This window comes from Micromonospora sp. I033 (assembly GCF_053890995.1).
In genome coordinates this window covers 16315-33683 of record NZ_JBSSLX010000047.1, presented here as the reverse complement: position 1 = coordinate 33683, position 17369 = coordinate 16315, and the positions used below count along the sequence as shown (strand labels likewise).

Below are 17369 nucleotides of genomic sequence, written 5' to 3'. Positions count from 1 at the left end.
GGCCGAGCGGGCCGACCGCCCGGACAACGCGAAGGGGTGGCGCTGGCCGTGGCGCTGCTCGCCGTGCCGGCCGCGGTGGCCGTCGCGCTGCTCGGCCTCGGCGCGCCGCCCTGGTGGCAGCTCCGCGGCGCGACCGTCGCCGTCGCGCTGGCGGTGGTCGCCGCCCTCGCCGTCCGTCGCCACTGGCCCGACCTGCACGGGTACGCCTCGACCGGCCTCGCCGTGGCGCTCGCGGCGATCGGTCTCGGGCCGCTCGTCGTACCGGGCGGGGAACCGGTGGCGCTCTACGCCGCCGTCGGGGCGCTGCTGGCGCTGGCCGCCGGAGGCGGTGCCCGGCCCGGTCCCGCCCCGCGGTCGGTGGGCGCCGCGCTGGCCGGCCTGGCGCTCCTGGCCGCCGCCCCGATCGCGCTGGCGGTGCTGCTGGACCTGCCCGTCCGCCCCTGGTCCGGGGTGCCCGCCGTCGAGCCCGCGCCCGCGGCGGCCCGCCCCGGGCTGGTGCTGTTGCTGCTCGGTGCCGCCGCGGCGGCGTACGCCCGGATCACGACGGCGCCGGGTCGTCGCACCGCGGCGGACGCGCCGAGCTGGTGGCTGCCCGCGCTGGCCGCGCTGCCGTTCGGCGCGGTGGCCCTGCCGGTGCTGCTGGCGGCGGCCGGCGCGCCCTGGCCGGTGGTACCCGCCCTGGTCTTCGGGGCCGCGGTGACCGCGAAGCCGGTGGCCGGCGGGCTGCCGCTGCGTACCGCCGGGTTCGCGGTGCTGGCCGTCGCGGCGGTGACCCCGCACGCGGGGCCCGCGGCTCGCGCCCGGATCACCGCCGCGCCCGACGCTGCTGCGGCGCAGCCGGCCGGTCCGGCGGGCGCGGGCGACACCGCCGGGCCGGCGGGCGCCGGTGCTGCGGCCGGTCCGGTCAGCGTGGGTGATGCGGCCCGTCCGGATCGCGCCGGCCCGGCGGTCGGGGCGGTCGCGCTGGAGGCGGCGGCGCAGGCGGTGGCCCTGCTGGCGCTGCTGCTCACCGGCGGCGCGCTGCGGCACGCGGCGGCGGTCTGCGTGCTGTGGGGCGTGGCCGTGGCGGTCCGGGTGCTGCGCCGGGGCGAGACGCCCGCCGGGCGGTGGCGGTTCGCGGCGGTGGCCGGCGGCAGCGAGCTGCTCGGCGGCTGGCTGCTGCTGGCCGCCGGTGGGGTGGCGGTGCTGGAGGCGTACACCCTGCCGGCCGCGGCGCTCGCCCTCGGCGCGGGCCTGCTGGCCCTGCGGTCCCGGCCCGGGCTGAACAGTTGGCTGGCGCTCGGCCCGGGGCTCGGCGCGGCGCTGCTGCCCAGCCTGGTCTCGGTGCTTGCCGCACCGGACCCGCAGCCGGCCCGCCGGCTGGCCCTCGGCCTGGTGGCGCTCGGCGCGGTGCTCGGCGGGGCGGCCCGGCGCTGGCAGGCGCCGGTCCTGCTGGGCGCGGCGACCCTGGTGCCGCTGGCCCTGCACGAGCTGGCCCGGGGCTGGGACCTGCTGCCCCGCTGGATCTTCCTGGGCCTGGGCGGCCTGGCGCTGATCGCCCTGGCCGCCACCTACGAGCGCCGCCGGCGGGACCTGGCCCGGCTCCGGGCCGCGGTGGGCGGGATGAGGTAGGGGTAGCACCACCCCCGGCTGGGGGGTTTCCAGGATTACCCAGCGCAGTCGATCCGGGCAGACTCGGTTACGCAGAGTCGCGCCGCCGGGCGTGGCACACGGATCGGGGAGCGGGGGATCGGATGACCTCATCGACGTTGACGGCACCGGCGGCACGGCGGGGCAGCGACTACGCGCGGCTGTCCCGCCGGGTCGCCGCCGCGGGCCTGTTCGACCGGCGACCCGGCCGGTACGCGGCCCGGATCGCGCTCACCCTGGGCGCCTTCGTGGCCGGCTGGGCCGCGGTGGTGGCGGTCGGCGACTCCTGGTGGCAGCTGCCGCTGGCGGCGCTGATGGCGGTGGCCACCACCCAGGTGGCGTTCCTCGGTCACGACGCCGGCCACCGGCAGATGTTCCGCCGGCGCGGGCCGAGTGAGGTTGCCGGCCTGGTCGCCGGGAACCTCGCGGTCGGGCTGAGCTACGGCTGGTGGGTGGACAAGCACAACCGGCACCACGCCAACCCGAACCACGCCGACGAGGACCCGGACGTGGGAGCGGGCGCGCTGGTCTGGACGTACGAGCAGGCGACGGCGACCCGGGGTCTGAGCCGGTGGATGGCCCGGCGGCAGGCGTGGCTGTTCTTCCCGCTGCTGCTGCTGGAGGGGCTGGCGCTGCACGTGGCCAGCGTGCGAGCGCTGGTCGGCCGGGAGCCGGACGGCCGGTGGCGCACCCCTGTCCGGCACCGCGCGGTGGAGGGACTGTTGCTCCTCGCGCACGCCGCCGGCTACCTCGGCCTGCTGTTCGCGGTGATGTCGCCGGGCCGGGCGCTGCTCTTCGCGGCCGTCCACCAGGGGCTGTGGGGGCTCTACATGGGCTGCGCGTTCGCCCCGAACCACAAGGGCATGCCGATGCCCACCGCCGAGGACGATCTCGACTTCCTGCGCAAGCAGGTGCTCACCTCGCGCAACGTGCGCGGCGGGCGGTTCGTCGACGTGGCGCTGGGCGCGCTCAACTACCAGATCGAGCACCACCTCTTCCCGAACATGCCCCGGGCCAACCTGCGGCGCGCCCGGCCGATCGTCCGCGCCTTCTGTGCCGAGCAGGGCATCCCGTACGTGGAGACGGGCCTTGTCGAGTCGTACCGGCAGGGGTTGGCGCACCTGCACGAGGTGGGCCGCCCGCTGCGGCAGGGCTGAGCCGGCCGGGCCGGGCGGAGGCGCTGGCGCCCCGCCCGGCACCCCGCTCGGGGGCCGCCGGGGCGGGCCGGTCGAGCGGCGGGGATCGATTTCCGGCGTGCGTGCGGCGGCGCCGATCGGCGCTGCCGGTAGGGTCGTCGCATGGCAGACCTGCTCACCGCGGCGGCGGTGCGAGCCGAGGCGGGGCGGCCGGCCCCGACCCGGCGGAGCGACGACACCGTCCGGAGCGCGGCATGAGATTCGAGATCAGCAAGGTGCTGGACGCCATCGAGGGTCGGGTCTGCACCGATCCCTCGCTGGCCCGGGCCGTGGTCGACCTGGCCGAGGTGATCCGCTGGCAGGACCTGGACGGCGGGCGGCCGGCCAGCCTGCTGCGGCTCGGCATGGTGATCGACGCGCTGTCCCGGCAGTTGGAGGAGGACAGCGTCCCGGTCTACGCGATCGTGCACCGGGCCCTGCTCTCCGACGCGGACCTGACCTCCAACGAGCGGATGGTGGTCCGGCGCTGGGCCGACGACGGCCTGGTCGAGGTGCTCGACCACCCCGGCGACCGGATGCTGGAGGTGGCCGACCTGCTCGGCCTGCCGGTGCTCAGCCGGGTCCGGTTCGACGGGCTGGGCGGCCGCTGGCCGTGGCTCGGCCAGCCCGGTCGGGTGCTCGCCCCGGTGCCGGGCGCCGGCGGTCCGGTCTTCATCGCACACGTCGGCGGCGGGCAGAGCCCGGCCTCCGGCAGCCGCTCGCCGGCCGGCACGAAGCTGCTCGCCCGGCAGTGGCGCTGCCCCGAGCCCGGGTGCGCGCTGTTCGGCGGCGGTGGGGGCGGGGGCGCCTTCGCCGACCTGGCCCGGGTGGACCGCGCCCCGGCCGGGCAGCCGCCACCCACGCTGCGCAACGGCGTGCCGACCTGCCCCCGGCACGGCGCCCGGCTCGGTGACGCCGGGCCGCGGCCGCGTACCGCGGTGCTGGCGGTGCGGATCGGCGGGCTGGTCCGGCGGCGGTTCGTGCTCACCGAGACCCAGCCGGTGCTGGTCGGTCGGGCGCCGGACGCCACCGGCGGGGTCGTGCTCGGCCAGTGGCTCAACGACGAGGCGCGGCGCTGGATCAGCCGCAACCACGTCCGGTTCGAGCTGCGGGTGGGCGAGGTGATCGTGACGGACACCAGCACCAACGGCTCGGGCGTGCGGCCGGGCGGTTCGATGGCCGAGCCGGACCGGATCACGCTGGCCCCGCAGCAGTCCCGGGTGCTGGGCGAGGGCGACCTCGTCGAGCTCTACCCGGGCGTGCAGATCGGCCGCGCCGACGAGGTGGCCAGCGACGCGAAGTTCAGCCCGACCTCGGTGATGGCCGAGGCGCCGACCATGGCGATGCGGCTGCCGCGCCCCTGACGCGACGCGAAAGGGCGCCGGGACCGTCGTGGTCCCGGCGCCCTTTCTCGCGTACGCGGATCAGCCGGCCAGCACGGCGGCGAGCTGCGCCACCGCGTGGTCGATCTCCGCCTCGGTGATCACCAGCGGCGGGGCGAGCCGGATGGTCGAGCCGTGGGTGTCCTTGGCCAGGACGCCCCGCTCCATCAGCCGCTCGCAGGCCTCCCGGCCGGTCATCAGCGCCGGGTCGATGTCCAGCCCGGCCCAGAGGCCGCGGCCCCGGACCGCGACCAGGCCCTTGCCGACCAGCCCGCGCAGGCCGGCGTGCAGCCGCTCGCCCAGCTCGGCCGAGCGGCGCTGGAACTCGCCGGTGGCCAGCAGCCGGACCACCTCGGTGGCGACCGCGCAGGCCAGCGGGTTGCCGCCGAAGGTCGAGCCGTGCTGGCCCGGCTTGAGCACGCCGAGCACGTCGGCGTTCGCGGCGACCGCCGAGACCGGCACGATGCCGCCGCCGAGCGCCTTGCCCAGCAGGTACATGTCCGGAACGACGCCCTCGTGCTCGCAGGCGAACGTGGCGCCGGTGCGGCCCAGGCCCGACTGGATCTCGTCGGCGATGAAGAGCACGTTCCGCTCGGTGCAGACCTCGCGGACGCCCGGCAGGTAGCCCTCCGGCGGCACCACGACGCCCTGCTCGCCCTGGATCGGCTCCAGCAGCACGGCCACCGTGTTCTCGTCGATCGCGGCGGTCAGCGCGGCCAGGTCGCCGTAGGGGACCACGGTGAAGCCCGGCGTGTACGGCCCGAAGTCGGCGCGGGCGTCCTCGTCGGTGGAGAAGCTGACGATGGTGGTGGTGCGGCCGTGGAAGTTCCCCTCGGCGACCACGATGTTGGCCTGGCCCGGGGTCACGCCCTTGACCTGGTAGCCCCACTTGCGGGCGACCTTGATGCCGGTCTCCACCGCCTCGGCGCCGGTGTTCATGGGCAGCACCAGGTCCTTGCCGCAGAGCGCGGCCAGCTCGCGGCAGAAGTCGGCGAACTGGTCGTGGATGAACGCGCGGCTGGTCAGGGTGAGCCGGTCGAGCTGCGCGTGCGCGGCCTCGATCAGCTTCGGGTGCCGGTGGCCGAAGTTCAGCGCCGAGTAGCCGGCCAGGCAGTCCAGGTAGCGCCGGCCGTCCACGTCGGTCAGCCAGGAGCCCTCGGCCGAGGAGATCACCACGGGCAGCGGGTGGTAGTTGTGCGCCGTGTGACGCTCCGCGTCCCGTACCGCGGAGGGCGTCCGCAGCATGTCGTCGATGATCACTTGACTGCCTTTCCCTGACGGAGTCGCAACGTGCAGCACTTCGGTCCGCCGCCGGCCTTGCGCAGCTCGGACAGGTCGATTCCGATGGTCTCGTAGCCCCGGTCGCGCAGCTTCGCGGCCAGGTCGGTGGCCTGCGCGGGCAGCACCACGTGCTTCCCGTCGCTGACCGCGTTCAGCCCCAGCACCTCCGCGTCGGCCATGGTGGCGTGGACCGCGTCCGGGAAGAGCCGGCGCAGCACCGCCCGGCTGCCCGGGGAGAACGCCTCAGGCAGGTACGCCACGGTCCGCTCGTCGAGCACGGTGAGCGCGGTGTCCAGGTGGTAGAAGCGCGGGTCCACCAGCTGCATGGTGATCACCGGGTAGCCGAAGACCTCCTGGAGCTGCGCGTGCGAGGCGTGCGCGGTGCGGAAGCCGGTGCCGGCGAGCAGGTGGTCGCCGACCAGCAGGACGTCGCCCTCACCCTCGTTGACGTGCTTCGGGTCGTACATCTCGAAGCCGGCGGCCTCGAACCAGGCCCGGTAGGCGGGCGCCTCGTCGGCGCGCTGCGGGTCGCGGAACTGCACCGCCATGGCCTTGCCGTCGATCACGGTGCCGCCGTTGGCGGCGAAGACCATGTCCGGCAGGCCGCTGACCGGGTCGATCAGCTCGACCTCGTGGCCCAGGTCGAGGTAGGTCTGGCGGAGCTGCTCCCACTGCCGGATCGCCAGGTCGGCGTCGACCGGGGCGGTGGGGTCCATCCACGGGTTGATCGCGTAGTCGACGGCGAAGTACGTCGGCCGGCACATGAGGAAGCGCTGGCGGGTCGCGTCCATCGTCATGTCGTGCTCCCAGGGGTCGGGCGCGCCCGGCCACCGTGGCCCACGGGCTGGCGCCGTGGTCCAACGGTATGCGGCCCGGGCCGACGACATCCACCGCGAGAAGTTGCGTACAGCGACGGATCATTGCGTCTGGTCGACCGATCCCGGTGGATCGTTGCGTTCACGCTCGGCCGCGTTCCACTCCCAGGTGAACCCGCCGGTGCCCCGGCCGCTCGATCTCGTCCAGCACGGCCGACGCCAGATCGGCGTATGTGATCCGGCTCGCGGCCCGGGCCGGGGCGTACCGGTACCGGCCCGTGGGCGTCCCGCCGTGGTCGAAGTCACCGGCCGGGCTGAGGACCAGCCAGTCGACGTCCCCACCTGCCCGGCGCAGCACCTCGGTGCCGGCCGCGTGCCCCAGGTAGAAGCCCCGGTACTCCTGCGGGTAGCCCGGCGTGTCCATGAGCGGCACGCCGTCGGCCGTCGGCAGCACCGAGGCGAGCCCGACCACCACGAGCCGGCCCACCCCGGCCCGGCGCGACCCGGCCAGCGTGGCCCGGGCCGCCGCCGGGAAGAAGACGTCCGGCGGCGCGGCCAGGTCGGCGGCGGCGTGCACCGCCGCGTCGTGCCCGGCCATCAGGCCGGCGACCCGGTCGGCGTCGGTGACGTCCCCGGCGGTCACCCGCACCCCGCCGCCGGCCGTCAGATCCGAATGGCGGGCCGGGTCGCGGACCACGGCGGTCACCTCGTGGCCCCGGTCCCGCGCCGCCTCCACCGTTGCCCGGCCCGCCCGGCCGCCGGCCCCGAAGACGATGATCCTGCTCATCGACGTACCTCTCCCTGGTCGTCCGGGCCGGCGGGGTCGCCGGCCGTCCGCGCGGACGCTATCCGGCGGCCTGGTTTCCACCCGGATACCGACTACGGTGGGCGCATGGCCGCGCCGCTGGACCCGGAGATGTTCGACGAGCTCTGCCCCTCGGACCTGTCGCCGATCCGGTTCGGGGACAAGTGGGCCGGGATGGTGGTCCGCTGCCTGGCGGACGGACCCCGGCGATTCTCGGAGCTGCGGGTGCCGCTGCGCGGTGTCACCGCCAAGGTCCTGACCCGGTCGCTGCGCCGGCTCGAAGCCGACGGGCTGGTCAGCCGGGCCGTGCTGGCCGGGCGGGTCGAGTACGCGCTCACCCCGCTGGGGCGCAGCCTGCTCGGCCCGATGGACGTCGCCTGCGCCTGGGCCCGGGAGCACTGGGAGGAGCTGCTCGACGCCCGCGAGGGTGTGGCCGCGGCCGCCGACTGACCCCGGACACACTTCGGGGGCGGCGAACCGCCGCCCCCGAAAGAGGTGTGCCCGGCTGGTGAACCACCAGAGCTGATCGGGCGTGCCGGCGCTGCGCCGGCGACCGGGAAACTGCCCGTCAGAAGAGATCCGCAAACTGTGAGTCGAGCCACTCCCGGAACCGGCCCACCCAGTCGCCGTCGGCGGTCGGCCAGTCGAACTGGCCGGTCATGGCCACGATGCCGAGCACCACGGCGGCGAGGCCGACGGCCACGCCGATCAGCGCGTCGGTCTTGCCGGCCACGTGCCGGCGGCGGGTGGCGATCAGGCCGAGCACGGCCAGCACCGCGCCGAGCGCGCCGAGGCCGATGCCGTAGCCGGCGAGCGTGCCGGAGAGCACGAAGAGCGCGCCGACCACCGAGACGACCAGGCCGAGGGTGGCGAGCAGGCTGGCCCGGGGCCGCTTCGTGGTGAACGGCTCCACCCGCTCCACCGCCGGGACCCGGTCAGCCGGCCGGTCCGGCCGGCCGTCGTGATCGAGGTCGACGGTGCGCTCCAGGTCCGGGTCCGGTCCGGCCGTCGGGCGGGTGCGCCGGCCGTCCGCGTCGAGCGGCCGGGCGGTGGTCGCCCGGGCCGCCGCGGCCCGGTCCGCCGCGCGCCGCTCCGCGTCGGTGGCGCGCTCGTCGTCGGTCGCGGTGGCGGCGCTGCGGTACGTGGTCCGCTCCTCGTCCCGGTCGGTGACCACCGGCCTGTCGTCCACCCGGTCGCCGACCCGGTCGCGGTCGTCGACCACCCCGTCGCCGTTCACGTCATCGGTTCGCGCCGGGCCGTTCCGGCGGGACAGAATCTTCACTTCGACACCTCCTGAACTCCGGCGCGGAGACCGCGCATGACAGGGAGGAGGTACCCCGTGGCGGACAGGTCGACACCCGTCGACGCCCCGTCGCTCCTCGTCGGCGCCGTCCGGGCCGGCGGGCTACCGTTGCCGTCGTGCCAGAGGGACACACCATCCACCGCCTGGCGGCCCGGCACGCCGAGCTCTTCGCCGGCGACAAGGTGCACGCCGCCAGCCCGCAGGGCCGTTTCGCCGAGGGCGCGGCCCGGCTCAGCGGCACCCTCCTGGAGGGCACCGAGGCGTACGGCAAGCACCTGCTGCACCACTACGCCGGCGAGCTGACCCTCCACGTGCACCTGGGGCTCTACGGCAAGGTCACCGACGGGCCCGGCGAGCCGCCACCCCCGGTCGGCCAGATCCGGCTGCGCCTGAGCAGTGACCGGCACTGGCTGGACCTGCGCGGGCCGACCGCGTGCGAGCTGCTCACCCCGCCCGAGGTGGCCGCGCTGCGCGACCGGCTCGGCCCCGACCCGCTGCGCGCCGACGCCGACCCCGAGCGGGCGTACGCCCGGATCCGGCGCAGCTCCACGCCGCTCGCCGCGCTGCTGCTGGACCAGTCGGTGGTGGCCGGCACCGGCCTGATCTTCGTGGTCGAGGCGCTGTTCCGGGCCGGGTTGCCGCCGCTGCTGCCCGGGCGGGAGCTGACCCCGGCCGGCTGGGCGGAACTCTGGGCCGATCTGGTCGCGCTGATGACCGTCGCCGTCGAGCGGGGCCGGATCGACACCGTGCGGGACGACCACCTGCCGGAGGCGATGGGGCGGGCGCCCCGGGTCGACCGGCACGGCGGCGAGGTCTACGTCTACCGCCGCCCCGGCGCGCCCTGCCACGTCTGCGGCACCGAGGTCAGCCGCGGCGAGCTGGCCGGCCGCAACCTCTACTGGTGCGCCACCTGCCAGGCCCGCTGATCCACGGTTGACGGGCGGCCGAGCGTCGCTCGCTCAGCCGACGGCGCGAAGGGTGCCGTGCCGGCGGTGCCGGAGCCCCTCGACGGCCTGCGCGGTCGCCTCGTCGGCGGGCAGGAGCACGACCAGTTCCTGGGCGTCGGTGCTCGGCAGTTCCAGCTTCTCCCGGTGCCAGCGCAGCTCGCCCGCGGCGGGATGGTCGAGCCGGAGCGGGACCTGTGGCGGCGGCAGGTGCCGTTGGAGCCGCCGGGTGAACTCCGGCCCGGCGACGGGGGCGAGCTGGACCCTGAACCACTCGGAGCTTTCCGCGGAGGGCCCGAGCCACAGGTCGAAGGCCCGCTCGTCGGCCACCTGGTCCCAGTCGGGGAACACGCTCCGGGCGCGCGGATCGGTGAACACGTAGCGGGTCAGGTTCGGTTCGTCGGCGTCGAGCAGCCCGATCCCGCCCATGACCAGCCCGAACCCGCCCGTATGCGCGAGCACGTCGCCCAGCTTGTTGGTGACGAACGCCACCCCGGGTTCGAGCAGCCGGAGGGTCTCCCGCACGGTGGGCCGTACCTCGCGGTTGGGCGGCGCCGGCGGCCGGTGCCCCGGGCAGCCCCCGCCGGTGATCTTGGCGAGGTAGCGCAGGTGGTGCCGCTCCCCGGCATCCAGGCTCAGGCCGTCCGCGAGCGCGTGCAGCACCGCGTGCGAGGGGTTGCGATCCCGGCCCTGCTCGATGCGCGTCAGGTACTCCACGCTGATCCCCGAGCGAGTGGCCACCTCCGCCCGGGTCAGTCCCGGGGAGCGGCGCCGGCCCCGATCGGGCAGGCCGAAGGACTCCGGCTGGAGGCTGTCGCGCTTGGCGCGGACGAAGTCGCCCAGTGGCGTACCCATGGGTGGAAGTTTAGGGCGGGTTCCGGCCGCCCCGGCCGGCGTAGCGTGGCCCTGCGGGGGCCAGCCTGCGCCCGGTCTGGTTGCCGCCGCCGCGGCGGCGGACCGTGGAGCGCATGAACGAGAAGCACAGGTTGGCCATTGTCATCGGAAGCGTCCGCGAGGGCCGGTTCGGGCCGGTCATCGCGTCCTGGGTCGCCGAGCGGGCGCGCGAGCACGGCGGGTTCGAGGTCGACATCGTCGACCTGGCCGGGGTCGAGATCCCGCTGGCGTTGCCGGCGGAGTCACCGAAGGTCGCGGGCGACGCGTACCCGCGCCCGGAGGCCATGGCGCCGCTGACCGCCGCGCTGGGGGACGCGGACGCGTTCATCCTGGTCACCCCGGAGTACAACCACAGCTACCCGGCCGCGCTGAAGGCGGCCATCGACTGGCACTTCACCCAGTGGACGGCCAAGCCGGTGGCCTTCGTCAGCTACGGCGGCGCGGCCGGCGGCCGGCACGCCGTGCTGCACCTGGAGAACGTGCTCACCGAACTGCACGCGGTGACCATCCGCGACGGGCTGGCCTTCCCGAACTACTACCTGAGCTGGCAGGACGGCCAGCCGCTGGATACCGCGGCGTCCGGGTACGCCAAGACCCTGCTGGACCAGCTCGCCTGGTGGGCCGGGGCCCTGCGGACGGCCCGCGAGGCCGCCCCGTATCCGGCCTGACCCGCGGGGGAGGGTGACCGGTTCCCGGGGCCGGTCACCGCATCCCGAGCAGCCGGCGGACTGTCTCGACCTGGTGCGGGAAGACCTCGCCCTCGCCGATGCTCCACGCCAGCGTGTGCACGGCCGCCCAGCCGCGTACCCGCTCCCGGTCCAGGCCCAGCTCGGCGCTGAGCCGGTCCAGCCGGTGCCGGAGCGCGGCGGGGGAGTCGCCCAGCTCGGGGCCGCGCACCAGCGGCACCGCCCCGAACTCCCGCTCGCCGACCAGCGGCTTCGGGTCGATGACCAGCCACGGCTCGCGGCCGGCCGCCAGGACGTTGCCGGCGTGCAGGTCCTGGTTGACCAGCACCTGCTCGCCCTGGCTGGGCACCAGCTCGGCGAGCAGCCCGAGCGCGGCGTCCAGCAGCCGCCGCTCGAACGGCCGGTTCAGCCGCTCCCACTTGACCGGCAGCCGTTCGGCCCAGCCGGCCGCCTCCTCGGCGAGCGACGTGAACGGCGGGCCGGCCGGCACGCCGAGCCGGGGCAGCAGGCCGACCGCCACGTCGAGCGCCGCGTCGGGCGGCAGCCGGTGCAGCGGGGTGCCGGGCACGCAGCGCTCGACCAGCAGCGCGCGCCGCTCGGGGTCGTGGGCCAGCAGCCGGATCGCGCCCCGGCCCGCCCAGTACGCCAGCGCGGTCGCCTCGTGCACGCTGTCGTCGTCCGGGTACTGGAGCTTGAGCACCGCCGGGGTGCCGTCCGGCAACTCGGCCGGCATGGCCAGCGACGCGAACGCGTACGCGAAGGGTGGGCCGACCCGCAGCTCCCAGCGCGCCACGCATTCGGACAGCCGGTCCGGCAGGGTGGTGAGCCACTCCCGGCCGGCCGGATACCGTTCCGTCCAGCGCAGCCCCTCGGGGATCTCCATCCGGCCATCCTCCGGGGGGACGCGGGCCCCGACAACGCTCAGCGCAGCCGGCGGATGTCGCCGTACGCCCGGTAGAAGCCGCCCCGGCCCGCCTCCCGGACCTCGGTGACCAGGTAGCGCGCCCCCGGCTCCCGGATGCCCTTGGGGAACTGCACCGACCAGTCCCGCCGGTAGCCGTCGGAGAGCACGTGGATGCGCATCCGGCCGCCCTGCTCGACGCACTGCACCACCACGCCGGACCGGTCGTCGGTGGTCACCTCCACGCTGGTCCAGGCGGCCGGCTCGGGCAGCCGGGCCGGGGCCTTCACGTCGACCACCTCCGGCACGCTGCCCGCCTCGGCGGCCCGGATCGCCGGCTCGCTGGCGTCGATGCAGGCCAGGTAGCCGCCGGTGGTCACCACGTAGAGCCGCTCGTCGTGGTACTGCATCGAGTACGCCGAGCCGCAGCCGGTGCCGAGCTTCCACAGTCGGTTGCCGGCCTCGTCGAAGCAGTAGATCGAGGAGGCGCTGTCGCCGGCGAAGACGTACCGGCCGCCCTCGGCCGTGGCGCAGGAGAAGACCGCGGCGTCGCACCGGTAGGCCCGCTCGGCGCGCCCGTCCTTGCGCAGCCGCACCACCTCGCGGGTGCCGGTGCCGGCGAACACGGCGTCGCGTTCCTGCCAGCCGAAGAGCACCGCCCCGGTGCGGGTGTGCCACAGCTCCCGCCCGGTCCGCCAGTCGTAGCCGGTGACCCCCTGCGAGTGGCCGTGGTAGAGGGCGTCGGGGTCGCACCGCACCATCCAGGCGGACCGGCCGCGCCCCGGCCGGCGCCAGAGGAACTCGTCCTCGTGGTCGACGGCGGCGATGCCGCCCTCGCGGTCGGAGACGCCCAGCACGCCGTCGTGGATGTCCAGCCAGTAGATGTCGATGTCGGGGGCGATCGCGTAGGCCACCCGGGGCACCTTGCCGGAGAGGTCGTAGACGTTGCCGTCGTCGCAGCCCGCGTAGATCCAGGCGTCGTCGGCCACGATGCACTTCACCCCGTCGGGGAGGCGGACCTGGTGCAGCACCCGGGCGTCGTGGTCGAGCGTGGTGATCACGCCGTGCTCGTTGCCCACCATGCAGGTCCGCCCGTCGATGAAGATGCCGAACGCGGGCGCGCCGGAGGCGTAGCGCCAGAGGACCGGGGCGGTGCGGGCGGTGGAGCGGGTGCTGACGATCTGCCGGCGGGAGACCGCCCGCTTCTGGCGTACGCCGGGCACCGCCGGCGCGTACCCCTTGCGGATCTTCTCGCCGATCTTCTTGGCGGCGGCGGCCCGGGCGCGGGCGTTGTCCGGATAGTTGCTGATCTTCACCTGGCCCTGATCGCCGATCCGGCCGTAGCGCACGGTCATCGTGGTGTCGTCGACCACGACCTCGTAGAACTTGTGCGCTCCACCGTCCACTTCGGACAGTTCGAGGTAGGTCGTCTCCTGCGACATGGGGGTAAGCCTCCGAGGGGAAGGGCCGGAACCGGCGACAGCCCGCTCAAGTTAACGCCGCCCCCCGACAAAGAGCGTGCGCCTACCGCCCCGCGTGGGTGAGGGTGTCGACGGCCTTGCGGGCGGCGATCAGCACCGGGTCCCAGACCGGCGCGTACGGCGGCGCGTAGCCCAGGTCGAGCCCGGTCATGTCGTCCACCGTCATGTTGTTCCACAGCGCGACGGCCAGCGGGTCGATCCGTTTGGCCGCCTCGGACCAGCCGACGATCTGCGCCCCCAGCAGGCGGCCGCTGGGCCGCTCGGCGATCAGCTTCACGGTCATGGGCCGGGCGCCGGGGTAGTAGCCGGCCCGGTTGGTCGACTCCGCCAGGACGGTGACGAACTCGAAGCCGGCCTCCCTGGCGTCCCGCTCGCGCAGGCCGGTGCGCCCGACCTCCAGGTCGCAGACCTTGGTCACCGCCGTGCCGATGACGCCGGGGAAGGTGGCGTACCCGCCGCCGATGTTGATCCCGGCGACCCGGCCCTGCTTGTTGGCGTAGGTGCCCAGCGGGATGTGCACCGGCATGCCGCTGACCCGGTGCAGCGACTCCACGCAGTCGCCGGCCGCCCAGACACCGGGCGCGCCGGGCACCCGCATCCGGCGGTCGACGCGGATCGCCCCGGACGGGCCGATCGGCAGCCCCGCGGCCTCGGCGAGGGCGACGTTCGGGCGTACGCCGAGGCCCAGCACCACGACGTCGGCCGGGATCGGCCCCTCGTCGGTGACCACGGCGGCGATCCGGCCGTCCCGTTCCTCCAGGCCGGTGACCGTCCGGCCGGAACGGATGCCGATGCCGGTGGCGCGCATCGCCTCGGCCACCAGCTCGCCCATGTCCGGGTCCACCGTGGACATCGGCTGGTCGGCCTGCTCGACCAGGTCGACCGAGAGCCCGTGGTGCAGCAGCGCCTCGGCCATCTCGACGCCGATGTAGCCGCCGCCGACCACCACCGCGCGGCGGGGCTTCGGCTCGCGTTCCAGCCAGTCCAGCAGGGCGGTGCCGTCGTCGAGGGTCTGCATGCCGAACACCCCGGCCGGCCCGCCGCGCGCCCACTCGGGCTGGATCGGGCTCGAGCCGGTCGCGTACACCAGGGTGTCGAAGCCGGCGCGGACCTCGCCGCCGCCGTCCAGGTCCCGGGCGACCACCTCGCGGCGGTCGAGGTCGATGGCGGTGACCTCGTGGCGCAGCCGGACCTCGATGTCGAACTTGTCGGCGAAGGTGGCCGGATCCCGGGCGATCAGCTGGTCCCGCTCCGCCACGATCCCGCTGACCCAGAACGGGATGCCGCAGCCCGAGTAGGAGGTGAAGTGGCCCCGCTCGAAGGCCACGATCTCCAGGTCGTCCCGGTCGCGGCGGCGCCGGGCCTGGGACGCCGCCGCCATTCCGGCGGCGTCCCCGCCGACGACGACCATCCGCTCCGCCACGACGCCCATCCTGTCATGGCCGGGCCCGTGGGGGCGGCTCAGCCCCGGGTCTGCCGGGCCACGTCCGCGACCACGTCGACCATTTTGCCGGTACGCGCGAACACCGCCCGTTGCCGCGCGGCGCCGCTGCCGTGCCGGCGCAGCCCGCCCAGCAGGTCGGTCACCCGGTCGAGGTCGCCGTGCCGCTCCAGCTCCGGGCGGACCCGTTCGACAAGCCCGTCCAGCAGTTCCCAGGCGGGGCGCAGCTCGCCGTCGGTCAGGTCGACGCCCTCGCCCTCCAGCCCGTCGTGGGCCGCCCGCCAGTGCGCCGCGACCAGCAGGTGGTGGTCGGTGTTGATGGCCGGCCGACCCTCGGCGATCTCCGTCATGGCGGTCGCCACCAGGGCCCGGACCAGGGCGGCGACCAGCACCGCGTCGTCCACCGACGGGCAGACGTCACCGATCCGGATCTCCACCGTCGGGTACTTGGCGGAGAGTCGGGCGTACCAGTAGAGCATTCCTTCGTCGAGCATCACGCCGCTGGCGATGAGCTGCCGGATGAGCCGTTCGTAGTGCTCGTGCGAGTCGAGCCAGGGGGTGGGCGCCACCGAGGGCCAGCGCTCCCACTCGACCGAGCGCCAGCTCGCGTAGCCGGTGTCCTCGCCCCTCGCGAACGGGGAGTTGGCGGTGACCGCGTGCAGGATGGGCAGCCAGGGCCGGACGTGGTTGAGCACCTGCACCCCGGTCTCCGCGTCCGGGATGCCGACGTGCACGTGCATGCCGTTGTTGCCCGGCCCCGGCACCAGCAGCCGGAACCGCTCGATCATCCGGTCGAAGCGGGGCTTGTCCACCACCGGCGGCACCGGGCCGTCCACCGGCCCGGTGCCGATGGCCAGCAGCCGGACGCCGGCCCGCTCGGCGGCGGCGGCCAGCTCGGCGCGGAGCATCCCGAGCGAGTGCCGGATCGAGGAGAGTTCCAGCCCGGGCGGGCTGCCGATCTCGATCTGGCTGGTCTGGAACTCCCGCTCCACCTGGCCCCGCAGCTCGGCCGGCACCTGCTCCATCACCAGGTCGACGGCGGGCACGGCGGCCCCGGTGTGCGGGTCGACGAGCAGGAACTCCTCCTCCACGCCGACTGTCAGCAGGTCCGTGCCGCCCGGTGCGGCGCTCCGTTCCCGCTCCGCCACTGACCCGCTCATCGAGACCACCGTCCGCTCCGTACCGGTCGCGGCACCGTGCCGCGCGGTCGACGCCCTGTTACCCACCGTGTCGGCCGCGGAAAACGCCCCGGGCGGCGTGTCGCCGCGTACGCGCCGGTTGTCGTCCCCCGTTCGTGGGTCACGGATCCCGGGCTCCGGACGGGGATTCCGCGCGGACGGCGAGCCGCCCGGGCGTGCGCCGGGCGGCCGCCGAGACACCCCGTTTGGCCTGAGCACGAGGTCGCGGACGGTGACCGAGGTCGGCCGGGCGGCTTGGCGGGCGATCGGCTCCGGGGACGTGACAACGGGTTCTAGAGTCGGCGTGTGGTCGGGATGCTGGTGACGGGGACGTGGGCGTACGCCCTCACCCTGCTCGCGGACCGCCCCACCGGCCTGCTCGCCGGCGCGGCGGTGGCCGCCGCGCTGCTGCTCGCCGCGCTGCTCGCGCTGCGGGTCCGGGCGCTGCCCACGCCGCCCGGCGGCCGGCGGGCCGCCGCCCTGCGGGCCCGCGCCCGGCAGCGGCGGGTGCCCCGGCAGGTCGACCCGGACGCCCCGGGACGGCCGCGTCCCCGCGCGCCGGGGCTCCGCCCCTCGGCCGCGTAGCCGCGCCTCGCCACGCGGCCGGTTCCGTCGTCATCCGTCCCGCCGGGACGCGTCGTCCCGCCGGGGCATCCGGGAATCGGACCGAGGGGTTTCCCCATGCTCGCCTTCGCACCACTGCACGCCGCGGCCTCCGCCGCCGCCACCGTCGTCACCTGGCTCGCCGACACGCTCGCCCCGCTGACCGGCGGGGCGGCCACGGCCGCCGCGATCGTCCTGTTCACCATCGGGGTCCGGCTGCTGATCTCGCCGCTCACCCTGGCCCAGGTCCGCGGGGAGCGGCGCCGCGCGGCGCTCGCCCCCGAGGTCCGCGACCTCCAGCGGCGGTACGCCGACGACCCCGGCCGCCTGCAGAGCGAACTGTTCGCGCTCTACCGCCGGGCCGGGGCCAGCCCGGTCGCGGGCTGCCTGCCGGCGCTCCTGCAGGCCCCGTTCTTCCTGGTCATGTACCGGCTCTTCGCCACCGGCGACGGGCACCCGCACCTGCTGGACGAGAAGCTCGCCGGCGTACCCCTGGGGTGGCACCTGGGCGACGGGCTCACGGGCCCGGTGGTGGCGGTCTTCGGGGTGCTGCTGGCGGCGCTGCTCGTGCTGGCCTGGTGGTCGTCGCGGCGGGCGCGCCAGGCGGCCGCAGCCACCGGCACCATCGCCGGTGCGCCGGCCGAGGGCCCGGGCGCCGCCGTGCTGGGCCGCCTGGTGCCGCTGCTGCCCTACACCACGGTGCTGGTGGCGCTGGTGGTGCCGCTCGCGGCGGTGCTCTACCTGGTCACCACGACGGCGTGGACCCTGCTGGAGCAGGTGGTGCTGCGCCGGCCGCGGCCGGAGGGCATCGACGGACGTTGACAAGTGCGGGGGCGGGCGCGTAGAAAACG

The 17369-nt window shown here is 75.6% G+C and carries 17 protein-coding genes; 8 read left to right on the top strand and 9 right to left on the bottom strand.

The window, feature by feature from the left end; all coding sequences use genetic code 11:
• From ACW0Q9_RS11235 to ACW0Q9_RS11225, 3 genes are all read left to right on the top strand, one after another.
• The coding region (locus ACW0Q9_RS11235) for an SCO7613 C-terminal domain-containing membrane protein (RefSeq protein WP_456180288.1) at positions 1–1611 on the top strand (1611 nt) is incomplete at its 5' end.
• A 122-nt stretch (positions 1612–1733) separates the two neighbouring features.
• The gene (locus tag ACW0Q9_RS11230; protein ID WP_456180286.1) at positions 1734–2786 is read left to right on the top strand and encodes a fatty acid desaturase family protein; all 1053 of its coding nucleotides are present in this window, start codon (positions 1734–1736) and stop codon (positions 2784–2786) included.
• A gap of 233 nt (positions 2787–3019) precedes the next feature.
• A complete protein-coding gene (locus ACW0Q9_RS11225) occupies positions 3020–4168 on the top strand; it encodes an FHA domain-containing protein (protein WP_456180284.1) in 1149 nt (382 codons plus the stop codon).
• A 60-nt stretch (positions 4169–4228) separates the two neighbouring features.
• Here ACW0Q9_RS11225 and rocD read toward each other — a convergent pair whose 3' ends face one another.
• From rocD to ACW0Q9_RS11210, 3 genes are all read right to left on the bottom strand, one after another.
• Positions 4229–5443: an ornithine--oxo-acid transaminase gene (rocD, locus tag ACW0Q9_RS11220; RefSeq protein WP_456180294.1), complete on the bottom strand. Its 1215-nt coding sequence runs from the start codon at positions 5441–5443 to the stop codon at positions 4229–4231.
• Positions 5443–6258, bottom strand: coding sequence for a dimethylargininase (ddaH, locus tag ACW0Q9_RS11215; RefSeq protein ID WP_456180292.1), 816 nt, complete (start codon positions 6256–6258; stop codon positions 5443–5445). The genes rocD and ddaH overlap by 1 nt, the downstream gene beginning before the upstream one ends.
• A 166-nt stretch (positions 6259–6424) precedes the next feature.
• Positions 6425–7069, bottom strand: a complete 645-nt coding sequence (locus ACW0Q9_RS11210; protein ID WP_456180282.1) for an NAD(P)-dependent oxidoreductase — start codon at positions 7067–7069, stop codon at positions 6425–6427.
• 105 nt (positions 7070–7174) lie between these two features.
• Between ACW0Q9_RS11210 and ACW0Q9_RS11205 the strand changes: the two genes are divergently transcribed.
• On the top strand, positions 7175–7537 hold the full coding sequence (locus tag ACW0Q9_RS11205; protein WP_456180280.1) for a winged helix-turn-helix transcriptional regulator: 363 nt from the start codon (positions 7175–7177) through the stop codon (positions 7535–7537).
• A gap of 118 nt (positions 7538–7655) precedes the next feature.
• Here the strand turns inward: ACW0Q9_RS11205 and ACW0Q9_RS11200 are convergent, their stop codons facing one another.
• Entirely contained in the window at positions 7656–8369 is a 714-nt protein-coding gene (locus tag ACW0Q9_RS11200; RefSeq protein ID WP_456180278.1) for a thrombospondin, read from the bottom strand.
• 137 nt (positions 8370–8506) lie between these two features.
• On the opposite strand from ACW0Q9_RS11200, the gene ACW0Q9_RS11195 reads away from it, so the two are divergent.
• Positions 8507–9316: an Fpg/Nei family DNA glycosylase gene (locus tag ACW0Q9_RS11195; RefSeq protein ID WP_456180276.1), complete on the top strand. Its 810-nt coding sequence runs from the start codon at positions 8507–8509 to the stop codon at positions 9314–9316.
• Between the two features lie 33 nt (positions 9317–9349).
• Here the strand turns inward: ACW0Q9_RS11195 and ACW0Q9_RS11190 are convergent, their stop codons facing one another.
• On the bottom strand, positions 9350–10189 hold the full coding sequence (locus tag ACW0Q9_RS11190; protein WP_456180274.1) for a helix-turn-helix domain-containing protein: 840 nt from the start codon (positions 10187–10189) through the stop codon (positions 9350–9352).
• A gap of 113 nt (positions 10190–10302) precedes the next feature.
• Between ACW0Q9_RS11190 and ACW0Q9_RS11185 the strand changes: the two genes are divergently transcribed.
• Positions 10303–10896, top strand: a complete 594-nt coding sequence (locus ACW0Q9_RS11185; RefSeq protein ID WP_456180272.1) for an NADPH-dependent FMN reductase — start codon at positions 10303–10305, stop codon at positions 10894–10896.
• 34 nt (positions 10897–10930) lie between these two features.
• Here ACW0Q9_RS11185 and ACW0Q9_RS11180 read toward each other — a convergent pair whose 3' ends face one another.
• The 4 genes from ACW0Q9_RS11180 to ACW0Q9_RS11165 form a co-directional block, all read right to left on the bottom strand.
• Positions 10931–11797, bottom strand: coding sequence for an aminoglycoside phosphotransferase family protein (locus ACW0Q9_RS11180; RefSeq protein WP_456180270.1), 867 nt, complete (start codon positions 11795–11797; stop codon positions 10931–10933).
• 38 nt (positions 11798–11835) lie between these two features.
• Positions 11836–13257, bottom strand: a complete 1422-nt coding sequence (locus ACW0Q9_RS11175; protein ID WP_456180268.1) for a WGR domain-containing protein — start codon at positions 13255–13257, stop codon at positions 11836–11838.
• 82 nt (positions 13258–13339) lie between these two features.
• Positions 13340–14719: an FAD-dependent oxidoreductase gene (locus ACW0Q9_RS11170; protein WP_456180266.1), complete on the bottom strand. Its 1380-nt coding sequence runs from the start codon at positions 14717–14719 to the stop codon at positions 13340–13342.
• A 38-nt stretch (positions 14720–14757) separates the two neighbouring features.
• Complete coding sequence (locus ACW0Q9_RS11165) at positions 14758–15906, bottom strand: carboxylate-amine ligase (protein ID WP_456180264.1); 1149 nt, start codon at positions 15904–15906, stop codon at positions 14758–14760.
• 324 nt (positions 15907–16230) lie between these two features.
• Between ACW0Q9_RS11165 and ACW0Q9_RS11160 the strand changes: the two genes are divergently transcribed.
• Positions 16231–16500 carry a DUF6412 domain-containing protein gene (locus ACW0Q9_RS11160; RefSeq protein WP_456180290.1) on the top strand — a complete coding sequence of 90 codons (270 nt, stop codon included), beginning with the start codon at positions 16231–16233 and terminating at the stop codon, positions 16498–16500.
• Between the two features lie 96 nt (positions 16501–16596).
• Positions 16597–17340, top strand: a complete 744-nt coding sequence (locus ACW0Q9_RS11155) for a YidC/Oxa1 family membrane protein insertase (protein WP_456180262.1) — start codon at positions 16597–16599, stop codon at positions 17338–17340.
• The last annotated feature ends 29 nt before the right edge of the window (positions 17341–17369 follow it).

Excerpts from the sequence above, each read along its gene's own strand:
- ACW0Q9_RS11210 (WP_456180282.1), bottom strand. The coding sequence starts at position 7,069 with ATGAGCAGGATCATCGTCTTCGGGGCCGGCGGCCGGGCGGGCCGGGCA.
- ddaH (WP_456180292.1), bottom strand. The coding sequence starts at position 6,258 with ATGGACGCGACCCGCCAGCGCTTCCTCATGTGCCGGCCGACGTACTTC.
- ACW0Q9_RS11185 (WP_456180272.1), top strand. The coding sequence starts at position 10,303 with ATGAACGAGAAGCACAGGTTGGCCATTGTCATCGGAAGCGTCCGCGAG.
- ACW0Q9_RS11180 (WP_456180270.1), bottom strand. The coding sequence starts at position 11,797 with ATGGAGATCCCCGAGGGGCTGCGCTGGACGGAACGGTATCCGGCCGGC.
- ACW0Q9_RS11175 (WP_456180268.1), bottom strand. The coding sequence starts at position 13,257 with ATGTCGCAGGAGACGACCTACCTCGAACTGTCCGAAGTGGACGGTGGA.
- ACW0Q9_RS11155 (WP_456180262.1), top strand. The coding sequence starts at position 16,597 with ATGCTCGCCTTCGCACCACTGCACGCCGCGGCCTCCGCCGCCGCCACC.
- ACW0Q9_RS11205 (WP_456180280.1), top strand. The coding sequence starts at position 7,175 with ATGGCCGCGCCGCTGGACCCGGAGATGTTCGACGAGCTCTGCCCCTCG.
- ACW0Q9_RS11190 (WP_456180274.1), bottom strand. The coding sequence starts at position 10,189 with ATGGGTACGCCACTGGGCGACTTCGTCCGCGCCAAGCGCGACAGCCTC.
- ACW0Q9_RS11225 (WP_456180284.1), top strand. The coding sequence starts at position 3,020 with ATGAGATTCGAGATCAGCAAGGTGCTGGACGCCATCGAGGGTCGGGTC.
- ACW0Q9_RS11230 (WP_456180286.1), top strand. The coding sequence starts at position 1,734 with ATGACCTCATCGACGTTGACGGCACCGGCGGCACGGCGGGGCAGCGAC.
- ACW0Q9_RS11160 (WP_456180290.1), top strand. The coding sequence starts at position 16,231 with ATGCTGGTGACGGGGACGTGGGCGTACGCCCTCACCCTGCTCGCGGAC.